Below are 18,900 nucleotides of genomic sequence, written 5' to 3'. Positions count from 1 at the left end.
CGTCGACCCGTGAGCTTGTCCGAGGACGCGGAGCAGCGAATCACCCCCGCGGTCTTCCGTACACTCGGGCCAATGACTGGCATTGAGATCCGTGACGCACACCTGCACAACCTCAAGAATGTCGACGTAGATATTCCGCGCGGCAAACTTGTGGCGGTGACTGGTGTGAGCGGGTCTGGGAAGTCGTCGCTGGCGTTCGGCACGATTCACGGCGAGGGCCAGCGCCGCTACTTCGAGTCGGTGGCGCCGTTCGCGCGGAGGCTGATCGGCTCGGCGGTGGATCCGCAGGTAAGCCAGGTAGAAGGATTGCCGCCGACGGTTGCGCTCGAGCAGTCCACCTCTGGTGGAGGAGCACGATCGACGGTGGGCACGGTCTCGGCGCTGTCGAACAGCATCCGGCTGCTCTATTCCCGCGCCGGCGACAACCCGCACGGTTTGTATTCCGACTCGTTCTCGCCGAACACCCCGGAGGGGATGTGCCCGACCTGCCAGGGCACGGGTGTGGTGCACGAGCCCACGGAAGCGACGATGGTGCCGGACCCGACGAAGTCGATTGAAGAGGGCGCCATCGCCGCGTGGCCCGGCGCGTGGGCGGGCAAGAACTTCCACGATATTCTGCAGACGCTGGGTTACGACCTTGATTCGCCGTGGCAAGACCTGCCGGAAGAGGACCGGGAATGGATCTTGTTCACGGAAGAACGCCCCGTCGTCACCGTAAAGCCCCTGCGGGGTGCGGACCAGATCCAGCGCAACTATGAGGGCACGTGGCGCTCGGTGGCGAGCTACCTGACGCACACGCTCGCGGAGACGCAGTCGGATACGCTGCGCAAGCGTGTCTTGTCGTTCATGGAGACGCGCACCTGCCCCACGTGCCACGGCCGGCGGCTGAACCCGCGTGCGCTCGAGGTCACCTACGCAGGGCTTCCGATCGACGAACTCGGGGCACTGCAACTCGACCGCGTCCACGAACTCCTCGCCGCGCAGTCGCCGGCCCCGAACACCGCGGAGGCGTTGCTGCTCAAGCAGATTCTCCCGGCGCTACAGTCGGCGCTGGATCTTGGGCTGGGGCATTTGAGTCTGGATCGACCGTCGAGAAGCTTGAGCGGAGGCGAGCTCCAGCGAATCCGCCTGGCTGCGCAGCTGCGCTCAGGGCTTTTCGGAGTGGCTTACGTGCTCGACGAGCCCTCGGCGGGCCTGCACCCAGCGGAGCGGGGCGCGGTGCTGGACATCTGCCGCCAGTTCGTCGCCGCGGGTAATTCGGTGCTGCTGGTGGAGCATGACATGGATCTCGTGGCGCAGGCCGATTGGCTGGTGGACGTCGGCCCGTTTGCCGGCGAGCGCGGCGGCAAGGTCGTCTACTCCGGCCCGGTGGGGGAGTATCAGGCTGACACTCCCACGGCGCGTGCGCTGAACAACAGGGAGCTTCTGCTTAACGACGCTCCCCGGGCGCCATTTGCCTCCCTTTCCCTGCAAGGCATCAATGCGCGCACAATCGACAACCTCGACGTGGAGTTCGGCCTCGGCCAGTTCACCGCGGTGGCGGGGGTGTCCGGGTCCGGCAAGTCCACGCTGGTCAGCACCGTCCTGGCTTCAGTCTTGCGCGAAGGCGCATCCGCGGTGACCGATGAGGATCAAGCGGATGAGGTGGACGAGGGCGCTGCGTTCAGCGTTGGCGCACAAGCCGGCTTTGATGAGGTCAGCCGCGTTGTGCAGATCACCCAAGCGCCGATCGGGCGCACGCCGCGATCCACCTTGGCCACATACACAGGGCTTTTCGACGGTGTCCGGAAGCTCTTTGCCGCGCAGGATGAGGCGAAGCGTCGCAAGTGGACCGTGTCGCGGTTTTCGTACAACGTGAAGCAGGGCCAATGTCCGACGTGCGGCGGCGCCGGCAAGATCGAGGTGGAGTTGGTGTTTCTGCCCGGCTCTTACACCACCTGCCCGCATTGCGGCGGCGCGCGCTACAACGAGGAGACGCTCGAGGTGACGTGGCAGGGCTTGAACATCGCGGAGGTGCTGGACCTCACCGTGGATGAGGCAGCGGGCGTCTTCGCGGAGGAGCCGAAGGTCCTGCGCGCGGTGGAGACCCTGCAGGCCGTCGGGCTGGGTTATCTGCGCCTCGGGCAGGGCGCGCCGGAGCTCTCGGGCGGCGAGGCCCAGCGCATCAAGCTGGCCACCGAGCTGCAGCGGTCCCGCAATTCGCGCGGCGGCCACACGGTGTACCTCCTCGACGAACCGACCACCGGCCTACACCCAGCGGACGTGGAGCTGCTGGTGGCTGAGCTGAACTCGCTGGTGGACGTGGGCCAGACCGTGATCGTGGTCGAGCACAACCTCGATGTCCTCGCGCAGGCCGACCGCATCATCGAGATGGGGCCGGGTGCCGGTGCCGAGGGCGGCCGCATCATCGCGGACGGAACCCCGGCCGAGGTGGCCTCGCTGGACACGGCCACGGGCCGCGTGCTCTGCCAACGTGCCGGCTAGCGCGCCCGCTGGCGGAACTCGCCCCACCACCAGCGCTGCCACTCGGCGGAGTCGGGGTGCGCAGGCGGCGTGAGCACGTCGCGCCCCACACGCACCTCGCTCACCGGGCTCACGCCGTGCAGCGAGTTCAGGAACCACAGCGGCTGCCGCGCTACCAGATCAAGGGTGAGCTTTCGCTTTTCGACGCTCACTCCAAGCGCCCCAGCCCTCGCAACAACCTGATCCATGGTGACACTGGGTAGGAAGACACCGTCGGGGACAAAAAGTGTCTCGCCATCCCACGCCACCAGCGCGCCGGTGGTCGTTTCTGCGGCCGCGCCGTGCTCGCAGATCACAACGTCGTCCGTGCCCGGGAGCATGAACCGCTGGCGGTACTCGGCGAGCGAACCAAAATCCGGCCCCTTGACCAGGGGCTGCGTCCGCGGATCCGGTGCGTCAACCCAGGTCAAGCGGGTGGTTTCGCGGGCTGGGGGTGCGGGGCGAACGTCGAAAAGCAAAAGCCCGGAAACAAGCGCGATGCGGGGGAAGAGCTCGGTTTCGGGGTCCAAGAGCGCGAGCATGGCATCGACGAAGCTCACCGGCAGCGGCCCGGCGGTGCGCTCGAAGCGCGCGAGGTGCAGATCGAGGCCGTTGGTGCGGCCGCGGGAGTGGCGCCAGGAGTCGGCGACGGCGAAGGGGCCGGCGGACGGTTCGCGCTCGACGAATGCGCCGTCGCGCCACACGTAGCTCCCGAAGCTCAGCACGACGGCCCCCACGCGCCGAGTACGGCGTTGGCTTTGAGCTGCTTCTCCGCGTCCTCGGCGGCAGGGTCGGAGGCGAGCACGATCGCGCCGCCGGCACCCACGGTGACCTGCTCGCCCACGCGGACAGCCGTGCGGATGACTACGGATAGGTCCGCCTGGCCGTCGAAACCCAAGTACCCCAGCGCACCGGAGTAGATTCCGCGGGGGCCGTCCTCGAGGCGCTCGATGATTTCGCATGTGCGTAGCTTCGGCGCGCCGGTCATGGAGCCGGGCGGGAAGGTGGCGCGGATCAGGTCGATGAGGGAAGCGTCCGCACGCAAGCGGCCCGTGATGGTGGAGACAAGCTGGTGCACGGTGGCGAAGGACTCCACAGCCATGAGGCGGGGCACCTCGACGCTGCCCGGCTCGCAGACGCGTCCGAGGTCGTTGCGCAACAGGTCCACGATCATCAGGTTCTCCGCGCGCGACTTCGCGTCCCGCTGCAGCTCAGCCGGGTCCTGCGCGCGCGGGATGGTGCCCTTGATCGGCTTCGCCTCCACCACGCCGCCGCGCACGGTAAGGAAACGCTCCGGCGACGCGCTGAGCACCTCCAACTCGCCGAAGCGCAGGTGCGCTGCGTACGGTGCCGGGTTGTGCGTCCTGAGCTGCGGGTACAGGTCGCCGGTGGCCGTCGCGGTATAGGTATCGGTCAGGCACACTTCGTAACTCTCGCCCGCACGGAGCTCCTCTTGCGCCCGCGCAACCCGCTCCACGTAATCCGGCATCCTCCAGGAGCCATTGCTTATCGACGCCCCCTTCCCAGCCTCCTCGACCCCAGCCAGCGAGTTAGCCAGGCGCGCGAGCAGGCGTTCGGTCTCCTCGTCCTGTTCGCCCGTGTGCAGGCAGCACAGGTGCGAGGTTTCGGTTTCGTGGTCGTAGATGATCCACGACTGCGGGCGGACGAAGTAGGCGTCCGGGTAGGGGGAGCGGTGGCGGCCCAGTTCCGCGCCGGGCAGGGTGAGTTGGGCGCACTCGTAGCCCAGGTAGCCAACCACGCCGCCGGTGAACGGGAGGTCAGGTGCGTTGTGGATGCGCGCGGCCAGTTCGGTTTCCAGCTCGGCGAGGATGTCGGGAGCGTCGCCAAGCTGATAGCGCCAGGCGCGGCTCAAAGTGCCGGCGGCGTCGCCGATGATCGAGTACCGGCCACGCGGATCCGCCGAATCCAGCCAGAATGCGTGGTCGCTCTCGCCTGTGGAGCGTAGTGCCGCAACCACGGCTTGGCAGTTGATCGGACCGGGCACGGTGCGGTGTGCGAGGCGCCAGGTCGGGGGAGCGTCGTCAAGCGGGGAGAGCCCCAGGAAGTTGCGGACCAGCTGCTCGCCGTACTCGGAGAGGACCGACTCGGGGTGGAACTGCACGCCCCAGTGCGGCTGACCTGCAACTTCGAGTCCCTGGATGATGCCGTCTTCGCTGCGTGCGTGGACGGTGATACCGGGGGTTTCCTCGATGTGGAGCGAGTGGTAGCGCACCACGTTGAAGCCCTGCGGGATGCCGGCGAAGATGCCCTCGCCGCTGTGCTCGATCTGGCTGATGAAGCCGTGGCGCGGCTCTGGAGCGCGAGTCACCGCCGCGCCGGCGAGCACCGCGAGGCCCTGGTGGCCCAGGCACACTCCCAGGACCGGGATGCCGTCGGCGGCCTGGATCACTGCGCGGGAGGCGGCGAAGTCAGCGTCCCTGTCGGGAGTGCCGGGGCCGGGGGAGATGACCACGTGGGTGAACTCGCCCGCGGCCACGCGCTGGGGGATGCCTTGGGGCTGTACCTCGTCGGCTGGCACCACCAGCGGAAATTGGCCGGAAGCCCGATGGATGAGGTGCGCGAGGTTGAAGGTATAGGAATCCCTGTTGTCTACGAGAAGGATCACTGGGCTGCCGGCAGGCTCTCAAACGTCACCTTGACCTGGCGATTGCCGACTGGGTTAGGAAGGTGCACCTGCGTGAAGCTGATGTCCTGGGTCGGGCGGCAGCGCACCGGGCCCTGCTGCGGGCGCTTCACCTCGCGGGCAGTGATGTGTACCTGCGTATCGGTCTCGGTCACGACCGTCTCAATGGTGTGGCACAGCTTGCTGCCTGTCACCATCCAGATCTTCACCTGATGGTCTTCCACTGCGTATTCGGAGCGCAGGTCGGAGGGGTACCAGTGGCGCTCCTCCTTCTCGAGGTACACCACGCGGTCTCCCAGCGGCTTGGACAGCGTTGCTGTGGCTTTCGCCTGCGTCAGCTCCGCGCTGCAGTCCCCGCCGTGCTCGTTGCGCTGGCCGTATTTAATGGTGACGGATTCATCCGTCTCGGTCACATCCGCGAACGACGTGAAGCAGGTCGTGTTACCGCCGGGGAACTTCACCTCGATAGTTGTGGCATTCGGCATGAAAAACGTCGTGCCCATGAAGTCTCGCTCCAAGAACAGCGGAGGCTCACCGGGGGCGTAGGTGGCGCGGGGGCCGAACAACTTGGCAAAGGGGTCGGTTGCCGGACTAGTGGTAGGTGCCGCGGAGGGGGTTGCCGGGTTAGCAGAGGTGGCAGGTGCCGCGCTTGCGGAGGTCCCCTTCGTCGATGATGAACCGGCCTGCGGGCCGAGACCGAACACCAAGCCGAGTACGAGGGCGAGGATAGCGACGGCGGGACCCGCGTAGCGCTGGGCCAGCTCAATTACGTTGCGGGGAAACATGCATGGAGCATACCGCGATCCGCCCCGCTAGACGGCTGAGCATGCGGGGGGACTCATCAGCGCGGAACGATATGACAAAGTCGTTCCGCGGGGGTTGTAAAACCGCAGGTCGCCAATTCAGGTGACCAACACGTTCCGGGGTGCCGGAAGGCAAGCGGGCCCGGGGCCGGCCGCGGGGCGCCGGGCCGGGGCCGGGAGCGGACGCGGGGCCCACCGGCCCCCGCGGCGAACGCGCCGGGGAACCACAACGCCCCCCGGCCGCCCCGGCGGTCAGCCCCGGCGGTCAGCCCCCTTACTTCGGGTGGATCGGGGTCGGCTCGATCTTCCAGACCTCTTCCGCGTAGTCGCGGATGGTGCGGTCGGAGGAGAAGCGGCCGGACTCGCAGATGTTGATCCAGCACATGCGTGCCCAGTGGTCCGGATCTGCGTAGTACTCGGTCGCCATGCGGTCACGGGTCTCGCGGTAGGAGGCGAAGTCGCCCAAGACGTAGTACACGTCCGGGGAGTCGTACCCGAAGCCGTCGAGAAGCGAGGTGCGAATGTCGTGGAAAGCGCCGGTGCCCTGGTCATCCAGCGTGCCGTCCACCAGTGCGTCCAGTGCGCGCATCAGGCCCGGGGTCTCCTGGGCCGCCATGCGCGGGTTGTAGTTGCGCTTGAGTTCCGGCAGGTCCTCCTCGAAGGCACCGAAGATGTAGGCGTTCTCCTCGCCGACAGCGTCCACGATCTCAACGTTCGCGCCGTCCATGGTGCCCAGGGTCAGCGCGCCGTTCATCATGAACTTCATGTTGGAGGTACCGGATGCCTCCTTGCCGGCGGTGGAGATCTGCTCGGAAACGTCGGAGGCCGGGATGATCTGCTCGGCCGGGGAGACGTTGTAGTTCTCCACAAACACGACGTGGATGTACTGGGACACCTCAGGGTCGTTGTTCACCAGCTCGGCGATGGCGTTGATGAGCTTGATAATGCCCTTCGCCATGGTGTAGCCCGGGGCTGCCTTCGCGCCGAAGATGAAGGTGCGCTTAGGCACGTCGCGTTCGCCGTCCTGCTTGATGCGGAAGTACAGATCCAGGATGTACAGGGCGTTCATCAGCTGGCGCTTGTACTCGTGGAGGCGCTTGATCTGGGCATCGAAGATGGAGTCCGGGTCTACCTCCGCCCCCTGGCGCTCGGAGATCCAGGCCGCGAAGTCTTGCTTGTTGGCTTGCTTGATCTCGCGCAGCTCGCGCATGACCTCCGGGTCGTCGGCGTAGCCGCGCAGCTCCTGGAGCTTGGACAGGTCGGTGACCCAATCGTCGTTGCCAGCAAGGCGGTCCAGCAGGGCGGACAGGCGCGGGTTGCACATGCGCAGCCAGCGGCGCGGAGTCACGCCGTTGGTTTTGTTGTTGAACACCTCCGGCTTGATGTCGTTCCAGAAACCCAAGGTGTCGCGCTTAATAATGTCGGTGTGGATCGCAGCCACGCCGTTGATGGAGTAGGCCGCATAGCAAGCGATCCACGCCATGTGGACGGTGCCGTCGTGCACCGGGGAGTAGCGGTGGGCCAGCTCCGGCGCGACGCCACGGGCCTCCATGTCCAGGCGGTAGCGGCGGTCAATCTCCTGCACAATCTCCCAGATGCGCCAGAAGAGCTGCTTGAAGATGGACTCTTCCCAGGTCTCCAGCGCCTCCTGCAGCACCGTGTGGTTGGTGTAGGCGAAGGTCTTGGTGGTGACGACCCAGGCCTCTTCCCAGCCCATGCCGTGCTCATCCAGCAGGATGCGCATGAGCTCCGGGATGCCCAGCACCGGGTGGGTGTCGTTGAGCTGGATGGAGTTGTACTTGTGGAAGTCCCGCAGGTCGGTGCCGTGGTGCTCCACGTAGTTGTCCACCAGCTCCTGCAGGGACGCGGAGACGAAGAAGTACTGCTGGCGCACGCGCAGCAGCTTGCCGGCGTAGCTGGAGTCGTTCGGGTAGAGCACGCGGGTGATGTCGTGCACTGCCTCGCGCTCCAGGATGGCGTCGGTGAAGCGCTGGGAGCTGAATGCGTCGTAGTCGAACTCGTGCATCGGCAGCGCGTCCCACAGGCGCAGGGTGCCCACGTTGTCGGTGCCGTAGCCGGTGATCGGCATGTCGTACGGCACGGCGCGGACGTGCATGTCGTCGAACTTCACAAAACGCTGCTGGGTGCCGCGCTGGACAATGAAGGGGTAGAACGCTTCTTTCCACGCACAGTCCGTAACGGTACAGCAGGCCGTAGCCGGTCAGCGGGTAGTCCTGCGTCACGGCGGAGTCCAGGAAGCAGGCGGCCAGGCGGCCCAGGCCACCGTTGCCCAGCGCAGCATCGTGCTCAGCCTCGAGCACGTCGGAGAGGTTGTGGCCGTAGGCGCTGGTGAGCACCTCTGCCTCTTCCACAAGGCCGAGGTTGGTCAGGTTGTTCAGCAGTGCGCGACCCTGCAGGAACTCCGCGGAGAAGTACGCGGCCTGGCGGGTGCCGGCGTAGGTCTTGCGGGTGGCCTCCCAGTTGTCGGCCAGCTGCTCCATCACGGCCGCGGACAGGCCGGTCCAGAACTTCTTCACCGTGGAGGTCTGGGGAGAGCGGCCAGAGAAGCTCTTCACATGGCCGGCGAGAGTGTCCTGCAACGGCGGGGTCGGGGTCGTGCGGGCGGGCGTAGACATGGTGCAAACCTTTCTTGGGGGTTTTCGTCGCGGCCCAGCCTACCGTCGCCGCCGGAGACTCTCAGCGCAGCTGGTCAGGGGCACGTTGCTTTACGACGTTCCCAGGTACGCCAACACCGACACCACAGCCGCCTCGGTGGCGGCGCGAATCGTCGGCGCAAAGTCCGGAAGGAACGTAGGCATGTGGTTGACGGGCACGTCCTCGGTCACGCGGTCAGCCTCCACTGCCGCGTCCCACACATCGCGCGGGGTGCAGCCGATGAGCCAGAAGCAGTACGGCACCCCAAACGCTGCGGGCAGCGCGGGGAAGTCTTCGGACACGGTGGTCGGGTCGGCGGTGATGGAGGCCTCCCCAAACGCGTCGTCGAAGGCGGAGCGGACCACGTGGAACACGTGATCGTCGTTAAGCAAGAGCTCCCCGTGCGCGAAGTACTCGATCTCGGCGGTGTCGGTGCTGCCGGAGGCGGCGACCTCGGCGTTTACCACGCGCTCGATGGCGGCGTAGACCTTGGCTTTAGTTGCGTCGGAGTAGAAGCGGCAGTTGAGCACCAGCTCCGCGTGGCCGGGGATGATGTTGTTCGTGGTGCCGGCGTGCATGCTGGCGACGGTGACCACGGCGAAGTCCGCCGGGTTGACCTCGCGGCCCACGATGGCTTGCAGCCTGGTGATGATCATGGCTGCGGTGAACGTCGGGTCAATCGCCGCGTGCGGCATGGAGCCGTGGGCGCTGCGGCCGGGGATGCGGATGCGGATGGAATCGCACGCCGCGAACTGCGGGCCGGACTTGGACATCACGGCGCCGGCGGGGCCGGGCATGACGTGCTGGCCCAGGCAGGCCACGGGGTGCGGCACCTGGTCCACCAGCCCGTCCGCCACCATCGCGGCGGCGCCCTCCGCGGTCTCCTCGCCGGGCTGGAACAGGGCGATGAAGGTGCCGGACCAGGCGTCGCGGGCGCGGTCCAGCACGTCGCAGGCGCTGAGCAGGGCTGTGGTGTGGATGTCGTGCCCGCAGGCGTGCATGGTGTCGCCCGTCGCGGCGTACGGGGCGCCGGTTTCCTCGGTGACGGGCAGGCCGTCGAAGTCCGCGCGGAAGAGCACCGCCGGGCCCTCACCATTGCGGAACACCGCGCAGATGCCGTAGCCGCCGATGGGCGCGATCACCTCGCAGTCGAAACGCTCAAGTTCCGCCAGAATTCGTGCGTGCGTCGCTTCCTCCTGCATGGAGAGTTCCGGGTTGCGGTGGAACCACTGGTAGAGCTCCTGCTGCCACGCAGAGTTCACGGGGTGGGCGTCCAAGAATTCACGCATGTGGGTGGACATTTACGCGGTCCCTCCCGTCAACACCGGGTTGTACAGCAGCACGTTGCGCGCCGGAGCGCACTCGTGGGCGATGCGGATGCTCTCCGCGATCCGGCCCTCCTCGCGCAGGGTGAACAGGTTGGTCACAATGCGGTCGCGCACGTCGAACGGGGAGAGCGTGTTCACGTAAATCTTCGTGCCGCCCTCAAAGCCGGCCAGGGTGGAAATGCGCCACTTCACGTTCACTCGCCACGGCATGGGCAAATCCAGGTCCACGGGGCGGTAGTGCCATTCCTCGTTACAGGCCACCTCGGGGCCCGTCGCCGCATGCATGGCGTGCAGGAGATCGGAGAAGCCGCGCACCTCCTCCGGGGTCTGCTTCCACGGCTCGCACGTCGGGGACTTGGAGTAGATGCTGGCGGTGGGGTAGCGGTGGCCAATGCCGGCCACCAGCACGGCGTAGTCATTCTCCGCAATGACCAGGTTGTGCTGGGAGGCGTAGTTCGCGCGCCCCACTCGTTGTAGAGGTTGATGTTGCGGCGCAGTTTCTCAATTTCCATTTCGGATTGCACGCCGCGCTCATCAATCGTCACCAACTGCTTGTGCAGGTGGTCGAAAGAGGCGCCGGCGGGGGAGAGCCAGTTCTGGAACACCACCACGTACGGCGCGTAGCGGTTGGCCGCCAGCAGTTCACGCAACGCGTCGATGGTGAATGTGATGAACGCGAAGTGCTCCTCCGGCGTCAGCGTGCCGGAACTAGCCAGCTGTGAATCATCCTCCGCGCCGTCCACAAAGTGGCGCCGGGCAATAATCACGTCGTGCCCGCCGCCGAAGTACGCCGGAACCACGGCTAACAGCTCATCCTCGGAGGATGCCTCCCCGGCGCCGGAGGCGCGCAGACGGGTGCGGGCAATCTCGTACACGTGGTCGCGGCCCGCCGGATCGGCCAGGTACGCGTCCATGTGTTCGCGCTGCTTCTCAGTCATCTCGTAACCGTAGTTCTGCGCCCAGTAGTCGTAGGAGACGATCTCGAACAGGTTGGGCACGCGCCGGAATTCCGCCTGCGTCTCCTGCAACTGGCCGGGATGGAGGTTGCGCAGAATCTCCCAGCCCTCGCCCGCCCGCACCATGCGCGCTTTCTCCGGCGGTGTTTTTAGCTGGTTCGCCTCGCAGAAGTTGCAGGAGTGCGTGAACGCGTCCGGGGCCAGCACCTCCGGGTCCTTCACCTTCTTGCTCAGCGGGCGGTTGCCGCGCCCGGGCACCGTCCACACCTGCGTGCCGGAAAACGGGCTCACTTGCTTGATGGTCCCGTCCGCCATGGTGGACAGGGCATTTCTCGCTGAATAGGCGGGGAAAGGCATGGGTTTCAGCCTACTCGGGCTAGCCTTACGCGCATGGCAGCGATTCAGTTCGACGTCCTCGCCCCCGCGACCGCCGCAGCCGAGGTTGGCGCGGCTTTCGCCCGGGCCGTGGAGATCCTGGTCCGCCGCGGGAAACTCACCGCGGGCAGCGTGCAGGAGCAGGGCATTGTGCGTATCGACGACACGTTGCTCGCCCAACTCCAAGAAACCTACGAGCACGACCGCGGCATTGATCCGGAAGAAGACGGCGCGCAGGTGCACCGCTTCCGCATCGATGCGGAGGGTGCGTCAAGCGTGAACAGCCTAGCGATGGGGCTGTCGCGCATTCTCACCCCGAAGGCCGAGCTGCCGCGCGACCCTGCGGCCCTAGAGCAGCAGGACCAGTTCGAGGTCGCCTCGATCTACCCCTGGATGGTGGAGGTGTTGAGGTAGGCGACGGCGATTGCCGCGCCCGCGCGGCGCAGCTGCTCCTCGGTGTCGGAGACGTCCTCGAGCGTCACCGCAAGCACCGGCTGGCCGCCGACTTCGTTCGGTTCCTCCTCAAACTTCCCGGCCGCAATGGCAACCACCGCGTCCGGGTTGTGCTCCGCCACAATGTCGCACACCGTGGCCGCCACCTTGCCGGTTGCGGTTTGGGCATCGAAGCGGCCCTCGCCAGTAACCACCAGGCCTGCGCCCTTGACCGCCTCGGCCAAGCCGCTGGACTCCGCGACCACCCGCGCGCCGGGCACCAGCTGGACGTGGTCTGCATTGCCGTGCAGCAGGGATGACAGCCACGTGATGCCGATGGCCACGCCGCCCGCCGCGCCGAGCCCCGGAGTGTCGGGGTTGATCCCGGCGACGTCGCAAAGCACGCGAAGCCCCTCGTCCAGCACCTCGATGTCCTCTGCGGTCGCGCCCTTCTGCGGGCCGTAGACGGCAGCGGCCCCGCTGTCGCCGCAGGCCGGGACCTGGGAATCGGTGAGCAGTACCCAATCCAGCGCGCCGGCGGGGATGTTCACCTTCGCGGTGTCTAGGTCGGCGAGCTCGCGCAGGGCACCGCCGCCGGGCTTGAGCTGGTAGCCGCGCGCATCGATGGGGTTTGCCCCCAGTGCGACCAGGATGCCTGTGCCGCCGTCCACCGTCGCGGAGCCGCCGAGGCCGAGGACGATGCGGGTCGCGCCGCGCGTCTGCGCGTCTGCGATGAGGACACCGGTGCCGTACGTGTCGCCGGTCAGCGGCACCAGCTTGTCTTGCACTGCGGGGAGTCCGGAGGCGGCGGCGAAGGTGGCTTCGGTGAGGCGGCCCGCTGCGTCCGTCGTCGGCAGCGTAATGCGCTCGCCTTCGAAGAGTTCGGACGTGCCCTCGCCGCCGTCCGCCATCGGCGCGAGGTGGATCTCCGCGTCACGGATGATCTCCCGCACGCCCTCGCCCAGCCACTGCGCGGCCTGCTGCGCGCTTGCGGTGCCCTTGAAGGAATCAGGAGCGATGACCACCTTGGTCGATCGCGCAGCGTCGTCGGTGCCAGTGCTAGCGGCTGGGGTGGGTGCGTAGTTCTGCATGGTGGCCTCGGTCGCGGTAGTTGGGGCTCGCTTTTCGACGCTAGAGTGTAGCGTCTTTGTTGGAAGCATCCGCCCATTCCTGAATGAATAATCTGCCGCAATCTGCATACCTTGCAGATCAGGTGTAATATCCATTCGTCCAATCCGCAGAACTATCGACATGGAGGCCATCCACTATGAGCGCCATTGAACAAGAGGTCGCTGGCTACTACGACAAGCTGCTGAAGCGCAACCCCGGCGAGCCGGAGTTCCACCAGGCAGTTGCCGAGGTCCTAGACTCGCTGAAAATCGTCCTTGCGAAGGACCCCCACTACGCCGACTACGGCCTGATTGAGCGCTTGTGCGAGCCGGAGCGCCAGATCATCTTCCGTGTTCCGTGGATGGATGACTCCAACACGATCCGCGTGAACCGCGGCTTCCGTGTCCAGTTCAACTCGGCCCTCGGCCCATACAAGGGCGGCCTGCGCTTCCACCCGAGCGTGAACCTCGGCGTGATCAAGTTCCTGGGCTTCGAGCAGATCTTCAAGAACTCCCTGACCGGCCTGCCGATCGGCGGCGGCAAGGGTGGCGCTGACTTCGACCCCAAGGGCAAGTCCGAGGGCGAGATCATGCGTTTCTGCCAGTCCTTCATGACTGAGCTGTGGCGCCACATCGGCGAGTACCGCGACGTGCCTGCCGGTGACATCGGTGTCGGCGGCCGCGAAATCGGCTACCTCTTCGGCCAGTACCGCCGCCTGGCCAACCAGCACGAGTCCGGCGTGCTTACCGGCAAGGGCCTGGAGTGGGGCGGCTCGCTTGCCCGCACCGAGGCGACCGGCTACGGCTGCGTGTACTTCACCTCCGAGATGATGAAGGCTAACGGCGAGTCCATCGACGGTGCGAAGGTGATCGTCTCCGGCTCCGGCAACGTGGCCATCTACGCCATCCAGAAGGCGCAGGAGCTGGGCGCAACCGTTGTCGGCTTCTCCGATTCCTCCGGCTGGGTGGAGACGCCGAACGGCGTGGACGTTGAGTTGCTGCGCGACGTGAAGGAGCGCCGCCGCGAGCGCGTCTCGGCCTATGTCGAGGAGACCGAGGGCGCCACCCTGCACACCGACGGTTCCGTGTGGGACCTGGAAGCAGACGTGGCGCTGCCGTGCGCAACCCAGAACGAGCTGGGCGGCGACCACGCCCGCGCGCTGGTGGCAAACGGCGTGAAGTACGTCGCCGAGGGCGCCAACATGCCGTCCACCGCAGAGGCGATCGAGGTGTTCCGCGAGAACAAGATCAACTTCGGCCCGGGTAAGGCAGCCAACGCCGGCGGCGTAGCCACCTCCGCCCTGGAGATGCAGCAGAACGCCTCCCGCGACTCCTGGACGTTCGACTACACGGATGAGCGCCTGCACCAGATCATGTCCAACATCTTCAAGATCTCTTCCGAGACGGCAGCCGAGTACGGCCACGAGGGCGACTACATTGTGGGCGCCAACATCGCCGGCTTCAAGAAGGTCGCGGACGCGATGCTTGCTCTCGCCGGCTTCAAGAAGGTCGCGGACGCGATGCTTGCTCAGGGTGTGATCTAGGCAGCGATCTAAGCTTGCGTCGTCAAGCAATAGCCAGCCCCTGCGCGCCTCCCGGAGAGTCGCCGGGGGCTCGCTTACTGTAGGGGCCATGTACCGCGTTTTCGAAGCCCTCGATGAACTCGTTAGGACCGTGGAGCAGGCGTACGGCGTACCCATGACGTCGAACTGCATGGTTCCCCGCAATGAGATGCTCGCCCTGCTGGATGACGTGCGCAACGCCATCCCCGCCGAGTTAGATGACGCGCAGGACGTCCTGGACAAGCAGGACGAGATCCTGCGCGGGGCTCAGGACCGTGCCGACACCGTGATCATGGACGCGGAGGATGAGGCGCGCCGGGTAGTGGAGGATGCGCACTCGCAGTCCGAGAGCATGCTTTCCGACGCTCAATCGCGCGCCACCATCATGGTGTCCAACGCGGAAGCAGACGCGGACCAGATGGTCACCCGCGCGCGCGAGCAGGCGGATTCCACAGTGGACAAGGCGCGGCGCGAGGCGGACCGCCTGGTGGAGTCCGGCAACCAGGAGTACCAGCGCAGCGTGCAGGAGGGTCTGACCCAGCAGGAGCGCCTGATTGCGGAGTCCGAGGTCATGCGCCGCGCAGACGAGGAGGCGCACCGCTTGGTGGAGCAGGCCCACTCCGAGTCCGCCCGCCTGCGTGCGGAGTGCGACGATTACGTGGATGCCAAGCTGGCAGAGTTCGAGGAATCCCTGTCCTCGGTGCTGCGCACTGTCTCTTCCGACCGCTCCGCGCTGCGCCGCGGGGCTGGTGCTTCAGGCGTCCAGCGCGCCGAGGCTGCGTACGACCGTGATCGCTACAAGCGCCGCGAGGAGTACTAGCGCCACGCTGCGGGGGCGGTAGTCTAAGGGGTGCTATGTCTGAGAATCCCTTCATCATCGATGTCGCCGAAATACTCAAGGGCGACGGGATGCCGCTGCACATCGTCCAATCCGGACCGTCGCCGTCACGCATCGGCCCGGCGATGATTGCCATCCCCGAAGGCCAGGACGTTGAGGTCGAGGCGACTATCGTGCCCCTCGGCTCCGGCGTGCTGGTTGATGCCACCGCACGCGCTGAGCTGCTTGGCCAGTGCGTCCGTTGCCTGAAAACGCTCACCCCAACTGAAACTGTCCGCATCCAGCAGGTCTTTGCCACGTCCGATGACTTCATTGGCGGGGATGCTGAGGTGGAGGAGGACTACGGCTCCGGCGACGAGATCATGCGTGTGGTGGACGACAAGGTTGACCTCGAGCAGGCCTTCGTGGACGAAGCTGGCCTGACGTGGCCGTTCAACCCCACCTGCCAGCCGGAGTGCGATGGGGACACCGATGTGCCGGCCCCGGACGGGGTCTCCGGCGAGGAACAGGACCGGGTTGACCCCAGGTGGGCGGGCCTGGAGAAATTCCTGTGAGCCGCTCCCGCAGGAAGAAGCACATCTCCGGAGAAGAAGCCTGGGACAACGCGTTCAGCGCCGTAGACCACAGCCCGCTGATTGCGGTGCTGGGCGTGGACGTTGCGCCTGAGCTGCTCAAACTCGCGCTCACGCACCGCTCCTTCGCCAACGAGCACGGCACGCTGCCCAACAACGAGCGCCTGGAGTTTGTGGGCGACGCTGTACTGGGCCTTTCCATTGCCAACGAGTTGTTCGACCGCTTCCCGTCGCGCCCCGAGTCTGACCTTTCCCCGATGCGCGCCCGCGTGGTGTCCCGCTACGCGTTGGCGGACGTGGCTCGCGAGATCGGCCTGGGTGACCATGTGCTGGTGGGTCGCGGCGAAGAAGTCACAGGTGGGCGGGATAAGGATTCCATCCTGGCAGACACCACCGAGGCGCTGCTGGGCGCGATTTACCGCCAGCACGGCTTCGAGGTCACCCGGGATGTGATCCTGCGCCTCTTCGCCGGGAAGCTGGACAACGCGCACTGGATCCAGGATTGGAAGACGGTCTTGCAGGAACGTGTGGCAGAACTCGGCGGCGAGCCCCCCGTATACGTTGCCACCTCTGAGGGCCCGGAGCACGAGCAGGTGTTCACCGCGGAGACGCTGATTGACAACGTTGTGCGCGGCACGGGCCGCGGGCAGAACAAGAAGACGGCGGAGCAAAACGCCGCGCGGCAGGCCGTGTTTTTCCTCAAGGACCACCCGGAGGCGGTCGCCTTAGCGAACGTCGATAAGCAGGAGCCCCGTGCCTGAGCTGCCCGAAGTGGAGGTGGTGCGCCGCGGCTTGGAGCGGCACATTGTGGGCCGCACGTTCGACGCTGTCGAGGTGATGCACCCGCGCGCGGTGCGAGGCAACGATGTAGACTTGGCAGAGGTGCTGCCCGGGCTTACCGTGACCGGCACCGGCCGCCGCGGCAAATACATGTGGCTCGAGCTTTCGGACGGCGCCGCGCTGGTGGTCCACCTGCGGATGAGCGGGCAGATGCTCATCGGCCCGCCCGGCAGCATCGTGAGCCCCCATTTGCGCATCCGCGCGCTCATGGGCGATGTGGAGCTGGATTTTGTGGATCAGCGCACGTTTGGCATGTGGCAATACGCTCAGCTTTACGACGGTATTCCGCAACCCGTCACCCACATCGCGCCGGATCCCTTCGAGGAGGAGTTCGACATCACCGCGGCGGCGCGGGCGATGCGGCTGAAGCGGTCGCCCCTGAAGTCTGTGCTGCTAGACCAGTCGGTGGTCAGCGGCATCGGGTCCATTTACGCAGACGAAGCAATGTGGGCCGCACGGCTGAAGCCGTGGCACACCGCCCGAACGATGCGTCAGCGCGATGCCGTTGCGGTGCTGGAGGAATCCCGCGCCGTCATGGCGCGCTCGCTGGAGCAGGGCGGGACCAGCTTCGACTCGCTGTACGTGAATGTGAACGGGTCTTCCGGCTACTTCTCTCGCTCACTGAACGCGTACGGGCAGGCGGGGAAGCCGTGCGCGCGGTGCGGTACCCCCATCGAGCGCACCGTGGTGGGGCAGCGGTCAAGCTATTTTTGTCCTCGCTGCCAGGTTCTCTGAATCTTTGACTAAACTGCCCCGCATGGAAACCGCCACCTCATTCATCGACGGCACCCTGAACGGCATCATCTGGAAAGTCGTTCCCTGGTTCCTCATCGCCGCCGGCGTGTACTTCGGCTTGCGTACCCTGTTCGTGCAGATCCGCCTGCTGCCGGACATGTTCAAGGCGATCACGGAAACGCCCAAGGGCAAGGACCGCCAGGGCCGCGACTTAGATGAGGAGTACGGCGGCATCTCGGCTTTCAAGGCCTTCACCATTTCTGCTGCGTCCCGTGTGGGTACCGGCAATGTCGCCGGCGTGGCACTGGCGATCTCGGTCGGCGGGCCGGGTGCGGTGTTCTGGATGTGGATGCTGGCCCTGATCGGCGGCGCAACTTCCTTCATCGAGTCCACCCTGGCGCAGCTGTGGAAAACCAAGGATGAGGAAGGCAACTACCACGGCGGCCCGGCGTATTACATGACGCGCGGCCTCGGCTGGGCTCCCCTGGCCACAGTCTTCTCGGTCTTTCTCTTCTTCACCTACGGCTGCGTGTACAACGCCATCCAGACCAACTCCATCGTGGAGGCCGTCAGCGGTTCCTTCGGCAGCGATTCACTGGCGCTGAAGGGGGCGGTTGCCGCGGTGCTGGCATCTCTGACCGCACTGGTGATCTTCGGCGGCGTGACCCGGATCGCCTCATGGACGCAGGTGATCGTGCCGTTCATGGCCGGCGCCTACATCCTGATGGGTGTGTGGGTGCTCATCGTGAACATCGGCGAAATCCCGGGCTTGATCTCCCTCATCGTGGGCCACGCGCTCGGCTTCAAGCAGGTTGCGGGTGCCACGGTGGGCATGGCGTTCATGCACGGCATGCGCCGCGGCCTCTTCTCCAACGAGGCCGGCATGGGTTCCGCCCCGAACGCCGCCGCTACCGCCACCGTCTCCCACCCCGTCAAGCAGGGTTTGGTGCAGACGCTCGGCGTGTACTTTGACACCCTCGTGGTCTGCTCCATCACCGCGTTCATCGTCCTGCTGGGTCCGGCCGTGAACTACGGCACCGAAGACATCCAGGGCGCGGCGCTGACCCAGGCCGCGCTGGCGGATTCCATCGGCCCGTGGGCCGCCCACGCCATTACGTTCATCCTGTTCTTCCTGGCGTTTTCCTCCATCATCGGCAACTACTACCTCGCCCAAACAAACCTGGAGTACCTGACCAACTCCAAGACTGCGATGACTGTTTTTCGCGTCGTTGTCATCGGATTCGTCATCTTCGGCGCCTTCGGCACCGTGCCGCTGGTGTGGGCGCTGGGCGACACCATGGCGGGCCTGCTGGCCATCTTCAACATCATCGCCATCATCCCGCTCGGCGGCGTTGCCATCAAGCTGCTGCAGAACTTCAACGAGCAGCGCAAGGAGGGCATCGACCCTGTCTTCCACCGCGACATGCTGCCGGAGCTGCAGAACGTGGAGTTCTGGGACGGTTCGGATCCGGTGACCCGCCGCAGCGCAGAAGACCGCATCACCGCCCGCGAGGCGGGGTTGGACAACCACTAGCGGTACCCTTGGGCG

Annotated in this window: 13 protein-coding genes and 2 pseudogenes; 8 read left to right on the top strand and 7 right to left on the bottom strand. The window is 66.1% G+C overall.

Annotation, left to right across the window (positions count from 1 at the left end):
• Positions 1-72: 72 nt before the first annotated feature.
• A complete protein-coding gene (locus JZY91_RS07135; RefSeq protein WP_234947184.1) occupies positions 73-2,484 on the top strand; it encodes an excinuclease ABC subunit UvrA in 2,412 nt (803 codons plus the stop codon).
• On the opposite strand, the gene JZY91_RS07130 is transcribed toward JZY91_RS07135, so the two are convergent.
• The 6 genes and pseudogenes from JZY91_RS07130 to JZY91_RS07105 all read right to left on the bottom strand — a co-directional run bounded on the left by JZY91_RS07130 (position 2,481) and on the right by JZY91_RS07105 (position 11,245).
• Complete coding sequence (locus tag JZY91_RS07130) at positions 2,481-3,227, bottom strand: aminotransferase class IV (RefSeq protein ID WP_234947183.1); 747 nt, start codon at positions 3,225-3,227, stop codon at positions 2,481-2,483. The two genes, JZY91_RS07135 and JZY91_RS07130, sit on opposite strands and share 4 nt — an antisense overlap.
• A complete protein-coding gene (locus JZY91_RS07125; RefSeq protein WP_234947182.1) occupies positions 3,221-5,128 on the bottom strand; it encodes a chorismate-binding protein in 1,908 nt (635 codons plus the stop codon). The genes JZY91_RS07130 and JZY91_RS07125 overlap by 7 nt, the downstream gene beginning before the upstream one ends.
• Positions 5,125-5,931, bottom strand: coding sequence for a hypothetical protein (locus JZY91_RS07120; RefSeq protein ID WP_234947181.1), 807 nt, complete (start codon positions 5,929-5,931; stop codon positions 5,125-5,127). The genes JZY91_RS07125 and JZY91_RS07120 overlap by 4 nt, the downstream gene beginning before the upstream one ends.
• Before the next feature lie 292 nt (positions 5,932-6,223).
• Positions 6,224-8,585 (bottom strand): annotated as a pseudogene (locus JZY91_RS07115) (glycogen/starch/alpha-glucan phosphorylase).
• 90 nt (positions 8,586-8,675) lie between these two features.
• On the bottom strand, positions 8,676-9,893 hold the full coding sequence (locus JZY91_RS07110; protein ID WP_234947180.1) for an amidohydrolase: 1,218 nt from the start codon (positions 9,891-9,893) through the stop codon (positions 8,676-8,678).
• A 12-nt stretch (positions 9,894-9,905) separates the two neighbouring features.
• Positions 9,906-11,245, bottom strand: a pseudogene (locus JZY91_RS07105) (DUF4921 family protein).
• Positions 11,246-11,278: 33 nt separating this feature from the next.
• On the opposite strand from JZY91_RS07105, the gene JZY91_RS07100 reads away from it, so the two are divergent.
• Positions 11,279-11,677: a hypothetical protein gene (locus tag JZY91_RS07100; protein WP_234947179.1), complete on the top strand. Its 399-nt coding sequence runs from the start codon at positions 11,279-11,281 to the stop codon at positions 11,675-11,677.
• On the opposite strand, the gene JZY91_RS07095 is transcribed toward JZY91_RS07100, so the two are convergent.
• Positions 11,647-12,786 (bottom strand): glycerate kinase, encoded by a 1,140-nt coding sequence (locus JZY91_RS07095; RefSeq protein ID WP_234947178.1) that lies wholly within the window; start codon positions 12,784-12,786, stop codon positions 11,647-11,649. The genes JZY91_RS07100 and JZY91_RS07095 overlap by 31 nt on opposite strands.
• A gap of 176 nt (positions 12,787-12,962) precedes the next feature.
• Here JZY91_RS07095 and gdhA point away from each other — a divergent pair, with 176 nt between their 5' ends.
• The 6 genes from gdhA (at position 12,963) to JZY91_RS07065 (ending at position 18,885) form a co-directional block, all read left to right on the top strand.
• Positions 12,963-14,348, top strand: coding sequence for an NADP-specific glutamate dehydrogenase (gene gdhA, locus JZY91_RS07090; RefSeq protein ID WP_234947177.1), 1,386 nt, complete (start codon positions 12,963-12,965; stop codon positions 14,346-14,348).
• An 88-nt stretch (positions 14,349-14,436) separates the two neighbouring features.
• The gene (locus tag JZY91_RS07085) at positions 14,437-15,186 is read left to right on the top strand and encodes a DivIVA domain-containing protein (RefSeq protein WP_234947176.1); all 750 of its coding nucleotides are present in this window, start codon (positions 14,437-14,439) and stop codon (positions 15,184-15,186) included.
• A 35-nt stretch (positions 15,187-15,221) separates the two neighbouring features.
• Entirely contained in the window at positions 15,222-15,758 is a 537-nt protein-coding gene (locus tag JZY91_RS07080) for a DUF177 domain-containing protein (RefSeq protein WP_234947175.1), read from the top strand.
• Positions 15,755-16,537 (top strand): ribonuclease III, encoded by a 783-nt coding sequence (gene rnc, locus JZY91_RS07075; RefSeq protein WP_234947174.1) that lies wholly within the window; start codon positions 15,755-15,757, stop codon positions 16,535-16,537. Before JZY91_RS07080 ends, rnc begins: the two co-directional genes overlap by 4 nt.
• Positions 16,530-17,351, top strand: coding sequence for a bifunctional DNA-formamidopyrimidine glycosylase/DNA-(apurinic or apyrimidinic site) lyase (mutM, locus tag JZY91_RS07070; RefSeq protein ID WP_234947173.1), 822 nt, complete (start codon positions 16,530-16,532; stop codon positions 17,349-17,351). The genes rnc and mutM overlap by 8 nt, the downstream gene beginning before the upstream one ends.
• Positions 17,352-17,373: 22 nt before the next feature.
• Positions 17,374-18,885, top strand: coding sequence for a sodium:alanine symporter family protein (locus JZY91_RS07065; RefSeq protein WP_234947172.1), 1,512 nt, complete (start codon positions 17,374-17,376; stop codon positions 18,883-18,885).
• Positions 18,886-18,900: the final 15 nt, after the last annotated feature.

The organism is Corynebacterium sp. CNCTC7651 (assembly GCF_021496665.1).
In the GTDB taxonomy this organism is placed as follows: domain Bacteria; phylum Actinomycetota; class Actinomycetes; order Mycobacteriales; family Mycobacteriaceae; genus Corynebacterium.
This window is presented reverse-complemented; position numbering and strand designations above follow the sequence as displayed.

Coding starts and splice junctions, on each gene's coding strand:
- JZY91_RS07135 (WP_234947184.1), top strand. CDS start 73: ATGACTGGCATTGAGATCCGTGACGCACACCTGCACAACCTCAAGAAT.
- JZY91_RS07120 (WP_234947181.1), bottom strand. CDS start 5,931: ATGTTTCCCCGCAACGTAATTGAGCTGGCCCAGCGCTACGCGGGTCCC.
- JZY91_RS07110 (WP_234947180.1), bottom strand. CDS start 9,893: ATGCGTGAATTCTTGGACGCCCACCCCGTGAACTCTGCGTGGCAGCAG.
- JZY91_RS07100 (WP_234947179.1), top strand. CDS start 11,279: ATGGCAGCGATTCAGTTCGACGTCCTCGCCCCCGCGACCGCCGCAGCC.
- JZY91_RS07095 (WP_234947178.1), bottom strand. CDS start 12,786: ATGCAGAACTACGCACCCACCCCAGCCGCTAGCACTGGCACCGACGAC.
- gdhA (WP_234947177.1), top strand. CDS start 12,963: ATGAGCGCCATTGAACAAGAGGTCGCTGGCTACTACGACAAGCTGCTG.
- JZY91_RS07085 (WP_234947176.1), top strand. CDS start 14,437: ATGTACCGCGTTTTCGAAGCCCTCGATGAACTCGTTAGGACCGTGGAG.
- JZY91_RS07080 (WP_234947175.1), top strand. CDS start 15,222: ATGTCTGAGAATCCCTTCATCATCGATGTCGCCGAAATACTCAAGGGC.
- JZY91_RS07065 (WP_234947172.1), top strand. CDS start 17,374: ATGGAAACCGCCACCTCATTCATCGACGGCACCCTGAACGGCATCATC.